16 protein-coding genes and 3 pseudogenes are annotated in these 15,964 nt (G+C 62.5%); 15 read left to right on the top strand and 4 right to left on the bottom strand.

The features are described 5' to 3' along the window. Window positions 1-4 precede the first annotated feature (4 nt). Complete coding sequence (locus PM2_RS08240) at window positions 5-754, bottom strand: FadR/GntR family transcriptional regulator (protein WP_016713832.1); 750 nt, start codon at window positions 752-754, stop codon at window positions 5-7. A 185-nt stretch (window positions 755-939) separates the two neighbouring features. Here PM2_RS08240 and PM2_RS30710 point away from each other — a divergent pair. Beyond that, window positions 940-1,074, top strand: a pseudogene (locus PM2_RS30710) (DUF998 domain-containing protein); the annotation flags it as partial. A 154-nt stretch (window positions 1,075-1,228) separates the two neighbouring features. After that, complete coding sequence (locus tag PM2_RS08245) at window positions 1,229-1,558, top strand: hypothetical protein (protein WP_016713830.1); 330 nt, start codon at window positions 1,229-1,231, stop codon at window positions 1,556-1,558. 65 nt (window positions 1,559-1,623) lie between these two features. On the opposite strand, the pseudogene PM2_RS30715 reads toward PM2_RS08245, so the two are convergent. Then, a pseudogene (locus tag PM2_RS30715) lies at window positions 1,624-1,776 on the bottom strand (LysR family transcriptional regulator); the annotation flags it as partial. 59 nt (window positions 1,777-1,835) lie between these two features. On the opposite strand from PM2_RS30715, the gene PM2_RS08250 reads away from it, so the two are divergent. Beyond that, window positions 1,836-2,744, top strand: coding sequence for a LysR family transcriptional regulator (locus tag PM2_RS08250; protein ID WP_016713828.1), 909 nt, complete (start codon window positions 1,836-1,838; stop codon window positions 2,742-2,744). On the opposite strand, the gene PM2_RS08255 is transcribed toward PM2_RS08250, so the two are convergent. Continuing rightward, the gene (locus tag PM2_RS08255; protein ID WP_016713827.1) at window positions 2,745-3,263 is read right to left on the bottom strand and encodes a DMT family transporter; all 519 of its coding nucleotides are present in this window, start codon (window positions 3,261-3,263) and stop codon (window positions 2,745-2,747) included. 195 nt (window positions 3,264-3,458) lie between these two features. Between PM2_RS08255 and PM2_RS08260 the strand changes: the two genes are divergently transcribed. Genes PM2_RS08260 through PM2_RS08300 form a run of 9 tightly spaced genes read left to right on the top strand, consistent with a single transcriptional unit; the run spans window position 3,459 to window position 13,478 of the window. After that, window positions 3,459-3,968 carry a MarR family winged helix-turn-helix transcriptional regulator gene (locus PM2_RS08260; RefSeq protein ID WP_028698819.1) on the top strand — a complete coding sequence of 170 codons (510 nt, stop codon included), beginning with the start codon at window positions 3,459-3,461 and terminating at the stop codon, window positions 3,966-3,968. Between the two features lie 36 nt (window positions 3,969-4,004). Beyond that, complete coding sequence (locus PM2_RS08265; protein WP_016713825.1) at window positions 4,005-4,934, top strand: GNAT family N-acetyltransferase; 930 nt, start codon at window positions 4,005-4,007, stop codon at window positions 4,932-4,934. A 50-nt stretch (window positions 4,935-4,984) separates the two neighbouring features. Continuing rightward, window positions 4,985-5,851 (top strand): class I SAM-dependent methyltransferase, encoded by an 867-nt coding sequence (locus PM2_RS08270; RefSeq protein ID WP_016713824.1) that lies wholly within the window; start codon window positions 4,985-4,987, stop codon window positions 5,849-5,851. Next, a complete protein-coding gene (locus tag PM2_RS08275; RefSeq protein WP_028698818.1) occupies window positions 5,841-7,478 on the top strand; it encodes an FAD-binding oxidoreductase in 1,638 nt (545 codons plus the stop codon). The genes PM2_RS08270 and PM2_RS08275 overlap by 11 nt, the downstream gene beginning before the upstream one ends. Then, complete coding sequence (locus PM2_RS08280) at window positions 7,475-8,239, top strand: hypothetical protein (protein WP_016713822.1); 765 nt, start codon at window positions 7,475-7,477, stop codon at window positions 8,237-8,239. The genes PM2_RS08275 and PM2_RS08280 overlap by 4 nt, the downstream gene beginning before the upstream one ends. 20 nt (window positions 8,240-8,259) lie before the next feature. After that, window positions 8,260-8,898 (top strand): peroxiredoxin-like family protein, encoded by a 639-nt coding sequence (locus PM2_RS08285; RefSeq protein WP_016713821.1) that lies wholly within the window; start codon window positions 8,260-8,262, stop codon window positions 8,896-8,898. A gap of 55 nt (window positions 8,899-8,953) precedes the next feature. After that, on the top strand, window positions 8,954-10,618 hold the full coding sequence (locus tag PM2_RS08290; protein WP_028698817.1) for an NAD(P)/FAD-dependent oxidoreductase: 1,665 nt from the start codon (window positions 8,954-8,956) through the stop codon (window positions 10,616-10,618). After that, window positions 10,618-12,105, top strand: a complete 1,488-nt coding sequence (locus PM2_RS08295) for an amidase (RefSeq protein WP_028698816.1) — start codon at window positions 10,618-10,620, stop codon at window positions 12,103-12,105. The genes PM2_RS08290 and PM2_RS08295 overlap by 1 nt, the downstream gene beginning before the upstream one ends. Window positions 12,106-12,128: 23 nt before the next feature. Further along, the gene (locus tag PM2_RS08300; RefSeq protein ID WP_028698815.1) at window positions 12,129-13,478 is read left to right on the top strand and encodes a cation:proton antiporter; all 1,350 of its coding nucleotides are present in this window, start codon (window positions 12,129-12,131) and stop codon (window positions 13,476-13,478) included. 2 nt (window positions 13,479-13,480) lie between these two features. Here the strand turns inward: PM2_RS08300 and PM2_RS08305 are convergent, their stop codons facing one another. Continuing rightward, on the bottom strand, window positions 13,481-14,062 hold the full coding sequence (locus tag PM2_RS08305; RefSeq protein ID WP_016713816.1) for a hypothetical protein: 582 nt from the start codon (window positions 14,060-14,062) through the stop codon (window positions 13,481-13,483). 81 nt (window positions 14,063-14,143) lie between these two features. Between PM2_RS08305 and PM2_RS08310 the strand changes: the two are divergent. The 3 genes and pseudogenes from PM2_RS08310 to PM2_RS08315 all read left to right on the top strand — a co-directional run. Next, window positions 14,144-14,989, top strand: a pseudogene (locus PM2_RS08310) (TonB-dependent receptor); the annotation flags it as partial. Between the two features lie 200 nt (window positions 14,990-15,189). Next, window positions 15,190-15,489 carry a hypothetical protein gene (locus PM2_RS31525; protein WP_028698814.1) on the top strand — a complete coding sequence of 100 codons (300 nt, stop codon included), beginning with the start codon at window positions 15,190-15,192 and terminating at the stop codon, window positions 15,487-15,489. A 291-nt stretch (window positions 15,490-15,780) separates the two neighbouring features. Beyond that, the coding region (locus tag PM2_RS08315) for a hypothetical protein (protein ID WP_042131603.1) at window positions 15,781-15,964 on the top strand (184 nt) is incomplete at its 3' end.

Genomic DNA, 15,964 nt, shown 5'->3' on the forward strand with positions numbered 1-15,964 from the left:
AACGTCAGGCCCCTTGCGCCTCAACCTCTTCATGCACCTGACGCAAACGCTCCCGGCTATTGCTCAGGTGCATACGCATGGCCATCTTCGCCCCTTCGCTGTCACGCCGGGCAATGGCTTCGTAGATCGCTTCGTGCTCATGCATCAACCGGCTCATGTAATGCGCCTGGTCATCATGGGCCAACCGCGCCGAATTCAGCCGGGTACGCGGGATGATGCTGGTACCCAGGTGGTTGATGATGTCGGCGAAGTAATGGTTGCCGCTGGCCTGTGCAATGCGCAGGTGAAACTGGAAGTCTGCCGATACCGCATCGTTGGCATGGGCCGCCCCTTCGTTGAGTTCGTCCAGCGCCGCGCGCATGCCTGCCAGCTCTTCATCGCTGCGCCGCTGTGCCGCCAGGCCTGCCGACTCGATCTCCAGGGCAATGCGCAATTCCAGCACTGCCAGCACTTCACGCAGGGTGACCACGGTGGCCGGGTCGATGCGAAAGCCCCCGGTGGCCGGCGCGTCCAGCACGAAGGTACCGATGCCATGACGGGTCTCGACCTGCCCGGCGGCCTGTAGGCGCGAGATCGCCTCACGCACCACGGTGCGGCTGACGCCCTCCTCAGCCATGATCTGCGATTCGGTCGGAAGCTTGTCGCCACGCTTGAGCTGGCCACTGCGAATGCGCTCGGTCAGCACCGTGACCAGTTCCTGGGCCAGACTACGCGGCTTGCGCCGGGTCCTTGCCTGTACCTGCTGCTCTGTCATTGCCCTGTGTTTCACCTTGAAAGACAGCGCTCATCATAGCGCATGCAGTTGTACGATCACATACACCCGGTGCGGTATTTATTGCACATCCCTGCCGCCCCACCTTGGGAAAAGCTGGCCCAAAGCCAGTGCAAGCCTGTACTGTGCGCCTTTGCGCTCACTCATCCATGGAAGGAAGACCCGGCATGAAAGCCCACGACCGCCTGCTGCTCGCCAGCGGCCTGCTGATCCCCCTCTGGCTGCTGGCCGGTGTATGGCTCACTGCCCAGGCCTACCCCGGCTACGACCACCTGCAACAGGCCATGAGCCAACTCGGCGCCGTTTGATCTGGGTCGCCGGCCTGGCCTGGGCCAGCCTGCGAAAGCCTGCCTCCAGCCCGCTGCGCATGGCGGTGATCTGACGGCAAACTGCTGGCCCCCGGTCTTGAAAAGCGAAGGCAAACTTCCTTCCTCTTCAGATGCTTAGGACAGCAACATGCGAGTACTTCTAGCAACGTTGGCCGGTTGCCTGCTGGCCACGCTCGCTTTCGGCGCCCAAGCCCGGGCGCCAAGCCAGAACGATCGCCACACCTGCACCTGGGGTGCGCAGATAGCCGCCGAAGCCCAACAGGCCAAGCTTTCCGGAGTAACGCTGTATGCCACGCGAAAGAAGCTGCAGGTACGCAAATTCCCCAAACCTTGGATGCGCATGACCGCCTTCGGTATCACCGAGCAGACCTACAACAGCCGCTCGCGGCTAAAGCCGTCGGCAATCAGGCAGACTTACTATGAGCAGTGCGTTCAGCACGCTGTAGCAAGAAGATAATTTGTTATTTATCAAATGGTTATGCAATAAACTTTAGAGCCAGTCTTGAGTAACGACAGGCCGCTTCAAGGCCGCCAAGGGGCTCCGGCCTTGAAGCGGTCTTCCAGCCAGGCCTTGAATACCCCAAGTGCCGCTGTATTCAGGCGCGCGGTCGGCCGCACCAGGTGAATGCCCGCTGCCACATCCAGTTGCCACTGCGGCAACACCCGCACCAGGCGGTGCTTGCATTTGTTAATCTGATAAAGACATTTTGAATAGTGATAAAGCCATTCACCCCATGGATGAACTGCGCAAGATCGACCTCAACCTGCTGCTGGCCCTTCACGCGCTGCTCAGCGAGAAACACGTGACCCGCGCCGCCCTGCGCCTGCACCGCAGCCAACCGGCGGTAAGCCACGCCCTGGCGCAGTTGCGCAAACACTTCGACGACCCCTTGCTGGTTCGCCAGAACGGCCGCATGGCGCTCACCACACTCGCCCAGTCGCTGGCCACCCCGCTGCAGGATGCGCTGGGTAGCCTCAATGGCCTGCTCGCCACCCCCCAGTTCGACCCAGCCAAGGCCCAGCGCCGCTTCAGGCTGTCGCTGTCCGACTACTCGTCGCGCATTATCCTGCCACCCCTGATGCGCCATCTGCGCCAGGTCGCCCCCGGGGTAGACCTGGCCATCAGCCAGGCCAGCCGCGAAACCATGCTGGCCCAACTGCTCGATGGCGAACTGGACCTGGCCTTGGGCATCTTCCCGGACCGGTCCCAAGGCATCACTACCCAGCCGCTGTTTGCCGACAGCTTCATCAGCGTCGCCGACCGCCAGGTCCTGCCAGCCAGCGGCGGCTTGGCGCTGGAAGACTGGCTGGCGCGCCCGCATGTACTGATGGCCATGCGCCCGGACGCCTTCGATGAGATTGAACGTGCGCTGGCGGCCCAAGGCTTGCGCCGTCGAATTGCCCTGGCCTTGCCGCACTGGAGCGCAGCGGTGGAGGTACTGGCCGGTACCGACCTGATCCTTACCGTGGCCAGCCGCGCCGTAGGCTCGCTGCACCCGCATTCGGCGTTACGCCAGTTCGAGCCGCCGCTGGCAATCCCCTCGTTCGACTACCAGCAAGCCTGGCACAGCCGCAAGGACAACGACCCCGGGCATCGCTGGCTACGCGAAACCGTGTGGGCCTGCAGCCAACCGGGGTGCTGATCAACCTTCTGGCTGCTTCACCACCGCTGCGGCACTGGCCGGTGTCGCCGTCGCCCAGGTGCCCTGCACCAGCAGCACGCCACATAAAATCAGCACCACGCCCGCCAGCCTGGCCAGGTTGAGTGGCTTGCCAGCCAACCCCATTACCCCAAAATGGTCGGCCAGCACTGCGGTGATGATCTGCCCTGCCACGACCAGTACCAGGAAGCCCGCAGCCCCCAGCCTTGGGGTAAGTGCAGCAGCACCGGCCACATACAGTGCCCCCAGAACACCCCCTACCCACAGCCACCAGGGCCCCTGCAGCGCCTTGCCCATGTCCGGTGCAGGCACCCTCAGAACCAGCAGGGCAAGAATCACCACCAGCGAACTCACCGTCAACGAGGTGAACGCCCCCCATAACCAGTGCCCCAATGCCCGGCCTACGGCAGCGTTAGCGGTGGCCTGAAAGGGCAGTACGGCACCGGCAAACAACGCCAGGGCAAGCGGCAGAACCAACAGAAGCATGGATTTACTGAACATGGCCGTGCCTTTTCAACGTGTTGATGACCGCCATCATCGTGCAATGCACCAAGCTGATGGAAATCAAAATCATGCACATGAACTATTCGTAGCATGTATGAAAACCAGACATGCAACGCACTAATTCAACAGCTGTCGCAGCCCTGTAACGCAAGCACTGTTGACTTACTAAGGCACCAAGATAAACTGCGCCTTATGAATATTCTTGAGAACAAGCATCACATCATGCTCGACGCACTGGCAGAGGCCCCTGCCGACGCCAGGCAAAGCGTGCGCCTGTGTTTCGAACTGCTGTCCGCGGCTGCAGCAATCAACCGCGTGTGCGCGGTTCGCCTGGCTCGCCATAACTTGTCGGAGGGGCGTTTCGCCATCTTGCTGACGTTGCAAGCGGCTGGCGGACGCTTGTCGCCACTGGAACTGGCGACGCGTCTGGCGATCACTTCGGGCACCGTCACCGGTCTGCTCGACGGCCTGCAAGGCGACGGCTTCATCAAGCGCCGCAAGGATGCCCACGACCGTCGCAAACTGAGCATCAGCCTTACCCCGGCAGGTGTTTCTGTCCTGGACGCGGTATTCGCCGAACACACCGACTGGATCGGCACGATCATGCACACGCTGGACAACACACAACGGGAAGCCCTTTCCGCCGCGCTACAGGCACTTTCGGCGAGCCCTGCCCTGGCATTGCCACCCGACAAGGACTGAAGCCAATACCCCCGTCAAACCACAAGGAGGTGGATGATGTTGCAGAATCAGAGCGTACTGGCACGAATCGGCAGGAAGCCGCGCGTGCACAGCGAGCGCGACCAGGTAAGGCGGCGCCAGGCCTGGCTTGAAGCCTGCCTGCCAGCAGCACTCTACCGGCGGCTGTTCATTCGCCGCCTCTGCAGCCAGCCGCTAGCCATTGAAGGCTTCAGCTTTCGACCGGTGCAGAATCTGTATGAACTCGAGCAGGCCCTGCGCCTGGTCAACGACAGCTATGCCCGTCGCGGCATTGCTACTGTGTGCCGCGCCGGCATGCGCTTCTCACCTTTTCACCTGCTACCTGGCACCACCACGTTCGTGGCACTGAAAGGTGACCAGGTGGTGGGGACCGTGTCACTGATCGAAGACTCGCCGCTCGGTTTGCCGCTCGAAGACGTGCATGTCAACGAAGCGGTGTTGCAACGCCTGGGCGGTGGCCGCCTGGCCGAAGTCGGCACCCTGGCGGTCTGTAGCCACTACAAAGGCAAAGGCGTGCCCCTCATGCTGTACAACGCCATGTTCCGTTGGGCCATGGATCATCGCCGGGTAAGTAGCCTGCTGATTGCCGTGCACCCTCGCGCCGCCGGCTTCTACCGCAACGTGCTGTTCTTTTCGCCCATTGGCCCCGTTCAGACCTACACCAAGCTCAACAATGCCCTGTCGCTACCCCTGGCCTTGAACCTGAACCAGGCACGCCAGGTGTTCGCCAAGGTCTACCAGCACCCAGGGCTGGGCTTTACCGTCGAGCAGCAGCACACCGATCTTTTCGACTTCTTCTGCGCACGGCATTTCCCGCACATCCAGTTGCCCGTCGCGCGGCCTCAAACCCACTGGAGCACTGACGAAGTGCTCACCCACATGGCGCGTTGCGGCACCTCGCCGCGCCATCTGACGCCGCGGGTACGGCGGGTTCTGCAACTGGATTGAGCTGCCCGCACCGCGCTCCACACCACACGACTTTCATGGAGGATACGTTCATGGACATGGGATTGCTGCGCGCGATCTACAGGGAAATTACCCTAAGGCACCCGCTGGTGCGCACGCCTGAGCCTGATCTGGTAATGGCCGACGACGCCTGTGTCTCGGCTTACGCCGACAGTGCAGGCCAAGGCCAGGCGCTGTCCGGTACGTACCTGTACCACTGCGCCCAGATGTGCGCGTTGATCAAACCGGGCGATGTCGTGCTGGACATCGGCTGTGGCCCAGCCAGCCTGCTGCTGCAACTGGCCCGCCTGAACCCGAGGGCCGAATTCATCGGCACCGACCTGTCGGCCACCATGCTCGAGGTGGGGCAGGCCTCGATTCGCCAGCAAGGCATCGACAACGTCGAACTGCGCGAGGAAGACATGACTCGCCTGGCCGGTATCGCCGACCGTAGCGTTGACGTGGTGATCTCTTCGATGGCGCTGCATCACCTGGCCGATCTCGCTCAACTGGAAGCTACGTTTCGCAACATCGCACGCGTGCTCCGCAATGACCGGGCCATCTACCTGAACGACTTTGGCCGGCTCAAGTCGGTCGAGTCGGTGGACTATTTTGTCAGCCGCGCCAGTGATGGAGCCGACCAGGCCACACTGCTCGACTACCGCAACTCGCTGTTGGCTGCTTTCTCTCTGGAAGAGTTCCAGACCCTTGCCGCCAGCTACCTGGGCCCCTGTGCCAAGGTTTACAGCACGGCGGTCAGCCCGCTGATGATGGTGATCCGCACCCCCAAGCGGCGCTGTGTGGCAGCGATGAAGGGCGAATTTCGGCGACGCTACCGCGATTTGCCACGCAGCCGCCGGGCCGATGTCGACCAACTGCGCCTGTTCCTTGGCATGGGAGGCCTGGCAAGTGCGTTCTGAGCCGAAGGGGCTGCAAGCCGCCTTGGCAGCCTGGCGCGCGGTGCTGGGTGACGCCCATGTACAGAGTGACGCCAGCACGCTGTGCCAGCTGAGCCAGGACACCATGCGCTCGCCCGCCCATGCCAGTGCCAGGCTCAGGCCAGCCAGCAGCGAGCAGGTAGCTGCCTGCCTGGCCATTGCACACCTGCACGGTGTCGCGGTGCAGCCGGTAAGCACAGGCCACAACTGGGGCTATGGCGGCGTGGCAACGCTTCACGAGCGCTGCGTGCAACTTGACCTGTCGCGCATGGACAAGATCCTTGCCTTCGACGAGGCTCTGGGTGTGGTCACCCTTGAACCAGGCGTTACCCAGGCCGCGCTGGCCGATTACCTGGCCAGTCGCAACCTGCCATTCCTTACGCCAGTCACCGGCGCAGGGCCCACCTGCAGTGTGTTGGCCAACGCGCTGGAACGCGGCTTTGGCATCACACCGTTAACGGACCACTGGCAAGCCGTCATGGGCCTTGAAGCCATTCTGCCCGATGGCCAACGCTATCGCTCGCCGATGTGGGCAACGGGCACCACCGCCTGCTTCAAGTGGGGCATCGGCCCTTACCTGGACGGCCTGTTCAGCCAGAGCGGGCTGGGGGTGGTGACACACATGTCGATCGCCTTGGTCAAGCGCCCACAGGTCGTGCAACCGTTCTATTTCTGGGTGGATTCGGCGGCACAGCTCCCGGCCGCCCTCGATGGCGTCAAGCGTATTCTGGAACGTTGCGGCAGCCAGGTGGGCGGCATCAACCTGATGAACAGCACGCGTCTGCTAAGCATGGCCTACGACACCCGGCCCCTTACCCAACTGGATCAGGCCGAACGCAACGCCGCCGCGCAATCGCTCGCATTGCCCGCCTGGATGGGGGTAGGTTCGATCTACTGCGAACGGGCGCAGCTGGCTTCGCTCAAGGGCATCATCCGCAGCGAACTGCGGCGGTTTTGCAGCCGTTACCTGTTCCGCAGCCAACGCCAGCTGGCGCTGGCTGAGCGCGCCTTGCGTCTACTGCCGGGGGCCTGGTCCAGACGTTGGCAACTGACCCTGAGCAAACTGCGCATGGGCGTTGAACTGATGGAAGGCCAGCCGAACCAGGTGGCACTGCCGCTGGCTTACGCCGCAGGTGCGCAACCGCAGCAAGGCGCCTTGCTCGACCCGGCCCGGGACAACTGCGGCCTGATCTGGTACGCGCCTATCCTGCCTCTGCGCAGCCAGCAGGTAGCCACCTTCGTCTCGCACATGGAACAGGCTTGCGAAACCCATCGCATGCCCTGCCCGGTTACCCTCACCACCTTGTCAGGCCGCGCAATCGACTGCACCGTGCCGTTACTGTTCGACCGCAACGATGCCCCCGCCAGCAGCCGCGCCGAAGACTGCTACCGACAGTTGTTCCGCACAGGTAAACAGCAAGGCGTACTGCCCTATCGGCTTCCCCTGGCCTTCATGGGCTTGCTGAGCGAAACACAAGCGCCTGCCTGGCAACTCGGGCAGCGCATCAAGGATGCGCTGGACCCAGAGCACCTGCTCGCGCCAGGGCGTTATTGCCCGTTGGCGTCCGCCCCCTACTGCCAACCTGCTGTCCTGGAGCCTCAGCAATGACTGATGATCGCAAGTCCCTGATCGACCTTGGCCAACTGCCAACCCGCAACCTGGCCGAATGCCTGGCCGTGGATCAGGTGACACTGGCCAATGCCCTGGCCACCCGGTTACCTGCGGCGCTGGTCGAGCAACTGGCTGCCTGCGCTGACCAGGTTCAGACGCTGGGCCTGTCAAAGAAGGTTGCAGCCATCGGCCTGGCGCTGGGCCAATGGCTGGAACATGCACCCGCCCCCCTGCGCCAGGAGGTGTTCGAGCAATGCTGTGCGCACCCGTCCGACACCGTACGCAGCTGGGCAGCCTTCGCTCAGGCACACCTTTCACGCACGCTGCCTGCACAAGACGCCCTGTTGGCGCAGTTGCGCTTCGCCCGCGATGAGCATTTTGGTGTACGCGAATGGGCCTGGATTGCCCTGCGCCCACGCCTGGCACAGCAGCTGGACACCGCCCTGCCGTTGCTCAGCCGCTACGCAGGCGACGCAGACCCGCTGGTGCGACGCTTTTGTATCGAAATCCTGCGCCCACGTGGCGTCTGGTGTGAGCACATAGCCGCGCTCAAAGAACAACCGGAAGTGGCCGAGCCGTTGCTGGTGCCGCTCTTGGCCGAGGCTGAAAAGTACGCCCAGGACTCGGTCGCCAACTGGCTTAACGATGCCAGCAAAACCCGCCCCGATTGGGTACTCCAGCTGTTCCAGCGCTACCCCCCCGGCTGCAAGGCCTCGCAGCGAATCCACGCCCGGGCAACCCGAAGCCTGCCCCAGTGAATCACCACAAGGAGAGAAGCATGTCACTCAAGGAAAAACTCGACGCCATCAAACAGCAGATGGGCCAACTGCCCGCCGACGTGCTGGAAAAATTCAGCACGTCGCTACAGGCCTTGATCGCACGCCACCCCGAAGCCCATGCGCTGAAAGCCGGCGACCGCGCACCACTGGCCGTATTGGAGGATGCCGATGGCAAGGCGGTAGACCTGCATGCCTTGCTGGCACGCGGCCCATTGGTGCTGGTTTTCTATCGCGGCCTGTGGTGCCCGTTCTGCAATGCCGCGCTTGGCGAGTACCAGCAGATGGTGGGTGACCTGGCCGTCAGCGGTGCCACCTTGGTGGCTGTCTCCGCCCAGAGCCCTGCCGCCACCCAAAAAACCCGCGAAGCCCTGGGGGTGCGCTATCAACTGTTGAGCGACCCCGGCAACCAGCTGGCACGTCAGTACGGCATCGTCTTCGAACTGGAACCGGAGCTCGAGGCGGTGTACCGCTCACTCGGTGCAGACCTCAAGGCCCTCAATGCCAGCGACGACCTCAGTTTGCCGATGGCCAGCGCATTCGTCATCGGCCAGGACGGCCGCATACGCCGGGCGTTCATCAATGTCGACTATTCCGAGCGCGCCGAACCCCAGGCGCTGATCGAAGCCGCCAGCCACTGAGTGCCACCCCCGGCACCGGGTTTCCCGGTGCCCCACCCCATCACGGACTGATGACATGAAACGTATCGCTATCATGGGGGCCGGCGTGGCCGGCCACCTGGCTGCCCTGTACCTGCGCAAGCGCTTGCCTGGTGTAGAAGTGACGCTGATCGGCCGCCCGGACCGCAAGCGGCCGATCGTCGGTGAGTCGACGGTCGAGCTGACCACGCATTTTTTCAAAGGTATCGGCCTGGGCAGCCTGCTTGAAGAAAAGCATTACCACAAATACGGCCTGACCTATTACCTGAAACTGCGCAACAACCCGGAGTGCCGTAACTACGTGGTCCATGAGGCACCTGGGGTGATCCGCATGCCCGCCTACAACCTCAACCGCTTCAGCTTCGACAAAGACCTGCGTGCCATCGTGGTCGACCACCAGGTGCAATTGATCGAGGCCGACGTGGCTGCGGTCGACCTGCATGAAGGCGAGCATACCCGTCACCGCCTGACCCTGCGCAGCGAAGCGCAAACCTGGCAAATGGACGCCGACTGGGTAATCGACGCCACCGGCCGCAACCGTTTCATGGCCAAGAAGCTGAAGCTGCACAAGGAGCCGACCTACCAGCGCAGCACGTTCTGGTTCCGCCTTCGCCAGTTTGACCGCAACATCCTGCACAGCATCAACACCCACAAGGACAAGCATCACTGTTTCGACCCGTATTACGTCACCCATCACTTCTACGGCAAGGGCTACTGGATCTGGCTCATACCCATGCGCAGCGAAGACGGTGCCGACATGATCAGCATCGGCATCACCTACCGCCCGGACATGATCAACGAACGGATTGGCACGCTGGAAGCCTTCAAGGAAAGGGTCATGGCAGACCACCCAGTGATCACCGAGCTGATGGCGTCGGGCGAAGTCATCGACCAGCACGCCATGTACAACTACATGTACGAGGCCAACCAGTACTACTCCACCGATGGCTGGTTCCTGATCGGCGATGCAGCGTTCACCTTCGACCCGGCCAACAGTGCCGGGCTGGCCTATGTAGCCCAGCAGATACCGCAAGTGGCCGCCATGATCGAGAAAGACATCCAGGGCACGTTGACTCCCGCCTATGTCAATTGCCTGGAATCGCACATCCAGGCGCAACTGGCGCTTCAGGACACCTGGAGCAAGTGGTACGAGGTAATGGACGACCCGTTCCTGATGGGCTGGACGCTGCTGTTCGCCAACATGGCGTACTTCCATGTGGTGTTGCCCATGTATGTCAGCGGCGATTTTCTCGACGGCCATCAGGCCCAGCAATTCGCCGATTTGTTGCCACGCTACACGCGGGAACTGCAGCCATCACCGCTGCCCTTTGCCTGCCTGTTACGTGAAGTACGCCGTTCCAATCCGGGCATCAGCCCGCAGATGATCCCCAACCTGTATTCGCGCACCATCAACTTCGCCCTGTACAAGGCCGACAACCAGGCCCGGCCGCGATACGCCGCCAGCTACTTCCTGCGCTCGGCGCTGCTGCGCTTACGCTTGATGCGCATGGTGCGCTGGAGCGTGGCGCCTCGCCACCTGAAACTGCTGGCGCGGCATAGCCTGGGCACGCTGCAGGACTTGGGACGCGCCACCAGCCTGCGGCTGATGCCTTCACTGTTCTACAAGTACGGCGAGGCGCCCGAGCTGCTCAAGTCGCCGTTCGGCAGCGACGGCGGCTTCCTCGACCTGGCGCGCCACTGATGGACATGCCCATGGCCGAAGCCGGCAGCGACGCACTGCTGGCTCATAGCGGTGTGCGCCTGGCTGCCGGGGTCCGTGATGGCACGCTGTCGCCGGTAGCACTGGTCGAACACAGCATCCGCCGCTGCCAAACCGTGCAACGGCGCTGCAACGCGGTGGCAGTGGCGCTGTACGACCAGGCGCGGCGGGCCGCCGAAGTTGCCGAACGCCAGCGAGACCAAGGCGCCCCGCTGGGTCGACTGCATGGTGTGCCCTTCAGCTTCAAGGAGGGCCTGGGGCTGGCCGATGCGCCCAAAACGTGCGGCTCACGGCGCCGACAGCACAAGGTTGCCGGGTTTACCGCCACCGCCGCGCAACGCCTGATCGATGCGGGCGCCATTCCGGTCGCGCTGGGTAACCAGGCCGAGATGGCGCTATGGCCAGAAACCGATAACCCGGTCTACGGCCGCACCTGCAGCCCCTACCGGAACGACCGGAGTGCCGGTGGCAGCAGTGGCGGTGATGCCGTGCTGGTAGCCAGCGCTTGCGTGCCATTCGCGCTGGGTACCGACGGCGGTGGTTCGGTGCGAATCCCGGCTGCCTGCAACGGCATTTTCGGCCTCAAGCCGTCACGGGGGTTGGTGCCACTGACCGGGCATCTCCCCTTGGACGAACGCGGCCTGGGGCAGCCGAATGCCATGGCCATCGCTAGGCACTTTGCTGCCGGCCCATTGTGTCGCCATGCCGAAGACCTGCCCGTGCTCCTGGAGATCATTGCCGGGCCCGACCAACTGGACCGCAATATCCTCGACAGCTACGTACACCGCCCGCCGCCTGCAGCATTGCAACGCCTGTACCTGTGCCAGCCCGAGCGCCTGGGCTGGGGAAGCCGGATTTCGCCGGCCGTGGCTCTGGCGCTGGATGACGTGGCCCACCACTATCAAAGCCAAGGCACCCATGTCGAGCGCTGGCTACCCCACGCACTGAACAATGCGTTCGCCATCTGGTTGGCCGTGCTCAAGCAGGAAACCGGCGTGCGCCTGGCCGACATTCTCGGTGACGGCCAGCCTGTGGCGCATTTGGCTCATGCCTGGCAAGCACTGCTCGGCCAACCGCAGCATGCCACCGGACCTTGGCTGGCAACCGTGCTCGACAGCCTGGGCGAATGCCTGGGTAACCCCGGCCTTGCAAGGCAGCTACCCAAACGCGATGCCCTGTTACACGCGCTGACCGAACGGCTGGATGGCAACAGTGTACTGGCCCTGCCGGCGTTGCCCGGCACCTCGCCCGAGCATGGCCATGCCCTGCGCTACCCGGGGGATATCGGCTACACCGCGTTGTTCAACGTACTAGGCCTGCCGGCCCTGACGGTACCCATGGGGCGCCTCGATCAAGGCTGCCCGGTGGCCCTGCAGCTGGTGGCCGGCCCTGGCCAGGAGCCTGTGCTGCTCGACGCAGCCCGTTCACTGGAGCTCGCATTCGGTGGCTGGATCGCACCGCCCTTCTGACCCAACACATTCGGGACACCATCATGCCCAATACCCTTCACGCCAGTACCGTGCAGCTCGCGCCAACGGCGCCGGCACAGTCAGCCGTTGGCTCCCAGGCCGAACACCTGACCCTGATGTTTCTGCTGCAGCTCATCGTGATCTTCAGTGTTTCGCGGCTGATCGCCTGGTTCAGTACCCGCCGCTTGGGCCAAACGCCAGTCGCTGGCGAAATCCTTGCCGGGCTGGTGCTAGGCCCAAGCCTGCTCGGCTACTTTTTTCCTGAGCAACTGGCTGCGCTGTTCGTACCGCAAACGGCCACTGCCTTCGTGGTAACAGCACAAATCGGCCTTATCCTGCTGATGTTCCAGGTCGGCCTGGAGTTCGAGTTCGGTGCACACCTCAAGGGCCGCAAGCGTTCGGTCATCATCATCAGCATGGGTGGGCTGCTGGTACCCTTTGCCAGCGGCATGCTCACTGCCGAATACTTCTGGCAGCAAATCAGCGGGGACAGGCCGCCCCTACTGGCGTTCCAGCTGTTCTTCGCCACGGCACTGTCAATTACCGCTCTGCCCATCCTCGGGCGCATCTTCATGGAACTGGGCCTTTCGCGCTCGCGAGTCGCCACCCTTACCATCGGTGCGGCGGCAATAGACGATGTCTGCGGCTGGCTCATCCTTGGTGGCGTTACATCGCTGATCGCCTCGCAGTTCAACCCTTGGGCTTCGTTGGCCCGGGTGCTGGCGCTGAGCTTGTTCATTGTGCTGGTGATCGGCCTGGTGCGACCACTGATCATGCGCTGGATCCTCGGCGACCTGGAGCGCCGACCGCTGACGGCTCAAGGCATATCCCTGATGCTGATCATCCTGCTGGCCAGCGCGACCGTGACCAACCTGATCGGCGTTTTCTCGATCATCGGCGGTTTCATTCTCGGCGTTGCCCTGCACACTGAACGCCGCTTCGTCCAGCAGTGGAATGCCAAGGTCAGTGGCGTGGTCAACGCATTCTTCTTGCCGATATTCTTCGCCTACACCGGCCTGCGCACGGATGTGGGTGCCCTGGAAGGCACGACCGCACTGTGGAATTGCCTGCTGATCTGCCTGGTGGCCTTCGCCAGCAAGTTTTTCGGTGCCTACGGAGCCAGCCGCCTGCTAGGCGAAAACCGCCGTGATGCGGCGCTGATAGGCGTGTGCATGAATACCCGGGCGCTGATGGAGCTGGTCGTGCTGAATGTCGGCTATGACCTGGGCGTACTTCCCAAGGAGTACTTTACCCTGCTGGTGATCATGGCCATCATCAGTACCTTCATCGCCTCGCCCTTGATCCGGCTGCTCACAGCACATGCCCGCCCACCACGTTCGACCTCGGAGGCAACCGAGGTCGGCAGCGGCTGAAATCAGCGTGAGGTTTCGACGCGCAGCACTTCGGTGTAGATCGCGTCGACGGTCTGACCGACCTTGAGGTTTTTCATGCGCGCCTGCAGGTCCGGGTTCTCGACCTTGACCACCTGCAGCTTGCCCTCTGGCGGCAGCAGGCTTACTTCATGCTTGGCGAGGTCAATCTTCTTGATCTGCGAGGTGACCCTGACCTGGCGGAAGGCCTCGCCGCCCGGGTTGGGGTTTTGCGCCGTGGCGCGAATGGTGCCGGACTCCTCACTGGCCTTCGGCGCCCCGCCCACATCCGTGTTGAGCACATAGGCCACGGCACGGGTCACGAAGATGTCGACCTGGTCCCCCACCTTGAGGTTGGGAAGGGCCTTGGCTTTTTCAGTCAGCTGGAACGTCACATCCTTCTTGTTATCTGGGCCCTTCACCGTGACCTGGCGGTTGGCCAGGTCGATGGCGGTGACCTGCGTGGTCACGTGACTTTCCAGCGCCTCGCTGGCAATCGGGATATCTGCAGCGTGCACGGTGAGGCTGGTAGCGGATACCAGCGTGGCCAAAGCAACAGCATGCGCAAGTGAGCGGATCGGGTTCATAGGCCTGCTTCCATGTGATCAAGACCGGATAGGGGCGCGAAATGCTCGCGCGCCAACAAGCATAGACCCTGTCCGCCACCCCAGGACATGATCGAGCTGAACGAGCACTGGAAGGCCCTGGTCGGCGTGCGTTATGACATCTTTGGCCAGGCGTACGACGACGACCGCGTGCAGAACGTCGACCTCGACCGTACCGACAAGACCTGGAGCCCGCGTGCCGGCCTGGTCTACCAGCCAGACGCCATCCAGTCCTACTACGTGTCGGTCAGCCGCAGCTACCAGCCTTCGGGCGAGGTGTTCGCGGTCAGCCCGACCAACCAGCACCTGGAGCCGGAAGAAACCACCAACTACGAAATCGGGGCCAAGTGGGACCTGCTCGACAGCCGCCTGTCGCTGACAGCGGCGGTGTTCCGCCTGGAACGCACCAACATGAAGACCGCCGACCCGGCAAACCCCAACTTGACCGTGCTGGCCGGCGAACAACGCACCGACGGCTTCGAGGCCACCGTCAGCGGGCAGCTTACGGACAAGTGGCAGATCTACGCCGGCTACGCCTACCTGGATGCCGAGATCACCAAGTCCAACAGCAAGACCAACGGCGTGGCCAACGAAGGCCAGACCCCTACCCTGACGCCGCGTAACAGCGCCAACGTCTGGCTGGTACGCACCCTGACCCCGGAGTGGCGCGTGGCCGCAGGTGCCAATTACGTGGACGAACGCTACACCGCGCTCGACAACGTGGTGGTGATGCCGGGCTACACCACCTTCGACGCTGCGCTGCTGTACAGCGTGCCGCAGTGGGATGCGGCGCTGCGCCTGAAGAACGTGTTCGATCGGGATTACTATGCCTCGGCACATGGCTCGGTAGACCTGGTTACCCCAGGGGCACCGCGTACGCTGGAAGCCAGCTTCAACTACCGCTTCTGACCTTCGGAACACACTCAAGCCTTGCATGCCCCTTATGAGCGGGGCCTTCCGTCACGAAAGGGGCGCGCAGCGCCCCGCCTGTTTGCAGCTTCGCCGATGTCTGCACATACGAATGAGCCCGCTACTGCGCCGCAACAGTTCACCGCTTCGCTTGAATGAAATATCCTGCAAGGTATTCAACAAATGAAGCCGGAGTAAACATGAGCAGTAGCACGAAGGCCCCCCACACCTCCTTGGCGCTGACTACCCTGCTCGCCCTCAGCCTGGCGCTCTCTGCTGGCTGCTCCAGCAAAAACAGCAAGCCACGTTATGCAGCGTCTACCGTAGGCTCAAACTGCTTTGCCAAAGCAGTCCCCTCAACTGGAGAAGGTGGTTTGGCGTGGGGGAATACCCTGAGCATTGCCCGGCAGAAGTCGCTGAACAACTGCGTGCGCTATGCCACCCGGTCAGGAGGCACGCCTAGAACGTGTCAAGTGGTGATGGCCAAGTGCAAGAACTAGTTGTTTATGCACTAAAAATAAAAACGGAAACTTCCTACAAATATAAACAAGCTGTCTTACTGCATTAAACACCACAACTATCAGACTCAAAATCCGACAACATATTCTTACACTTCCCGCCTCGACGTTCCTGCCTTAATCAAGGCAATGTCCTGCACTTTAAGATCAACTGAAGATTCATTCACCACACTTCATTGATCAAGAAAGCTTCATTCTCCAACCCTCTCGAAGCCAAAGTAGTGCGCAGCTTGTGCACGACCTGTAACGGCAAGTGCTGAACAAGGAGTTCACATGACTGATGCTTCCGTCAGCAGCGCCACTTCCGGCCCTGCCTGCAGCGCACGCGTCCCCATTCTGCCCATCCGCTATGCCATCGTGCCGCGCACCGCTGACGCACCCGCCTGCCGTTACGCCGACTCAGGCTTCAACCTGGAACAAGGCTTCGCCCCGCTGCAGCACTGCGCCTATACCCTTC

It is taken from the genome of Pseudomonas monteilii NBRC 103158 = DSM 14164 (genome assembly GCF_000730605.1).
Lineage (GTDB): Bacteria > Pseudomonadota > Gammaproteobacteria > Pseudomonadales > Pseudomonadaceae > Aquipseudomonas > Aquipseudomonas monteilii.

What these genes read in the sequence shown, in the direction of transcription:
- PM2_RS08240 (WP_016713832.1), bottom strand. Translation starts at nt 754, where the DNA reads ATGACAGAGCAGCAGGTACAGGCAAGGACCCGGCGCAAGCCGCGTAGT.
- PM2_RS08305 (WP_016713816.1), bottom strand. Translation starts at nt 14,062, where the DNA reads ATGAACCCGATCCGCTCACTTGCGCATGCTGTTGCTTTGGCCACGCTG.
- PM2_RS08285 (WP_016713821.1), top strand. Translation starts at nt 8,260, where the DNA reads ATGTCACTCAAGGAAAAACTCGACGCCATCAAACAGCAGATGGGCCAA.
- PM2_RS08295 (WP_028698816.1), top strand. Translation starts at nt 10,618, where the DNA reads ATGGACATGCCCATGGCCGAAGCCGGCAGCGACGCACTGCTGGCTCAT.
- PM2_RS08245 (WP_016713830.1), top strand. Translation starts at nt 1,229, where the DNA reads ATGCGAGTACTTCTAGCAACGTTGGCCGGTTGCCTGCTGGCCACGCTC.
- PM2_RS08300 (WP_028698815.1), top strand. Translation starts at nt 12,129, where the DNA reads ATGCCCAATACCCTTCACGCCAGTACCGTGCAGCTCGCGCCAACGGCG.
- PM2_RS08255 (WP_016713827.1), bottom strand. Translation starts at nt 3,263, where the DNA reads ATGTTCAGTAAATCCATGCTTCTGTTGGTTCTGCCGCTTGCCCTGGCG.
- PM2_RS08280 (WP_016713822.1), top strand. Translation starts at nt 7,475, where the DNA reads ATGACTGATGATCGCAAGTCCCTGATCGACCTTGGCCAACTGCCAACC.
- PM2_RS31525 (WP_028698814.1), top strand. Translation starts at nt 15,190, where the DNA reads ATGAGCAGTAGCACGAAGGCCCCCCACACCTCCTTGGCGCTGACTACC.
- PM2_RS08250 (WP_016713828.1), top strand. Translation starts at nt 1,836, where the DNA reads ATGGATGAACTGCGCAAGATCGACCTCAACCTGCTGCTGGCCCTTCAC.
- PM2_RS08290 (WP_028698817.1), top strand. Translation starts at nt 8,954, where the DNA reads ATGAAACGTATCGCTATCATGGGGGCCGGCGTGGCCGGCCACCTGGCT.
- PM2_RS08270 (WP_016713824.1), top strand. Translation starts at nt 4,985, where the DNA reads ATGGACATGGGATTGCTGCGCGCGATCTACAGGGAAATTACCCTAAGG.
- PM2_RS08260 (WP_028698819.1), top strand. Translation starts at nt 3,459, where the DNA reads ATGAATATTCTTGAGAACAAGCATCACATCATGCTCGACGCACTGGCA.
- PM2_RS08265 (WP_016713825.1), top strand. Translation starts at nt 4,005, where the DNA reads ATGTTGCAGAATCAGAGCGTACTGGCACGAATCGGCAGGAAGCCGCGC.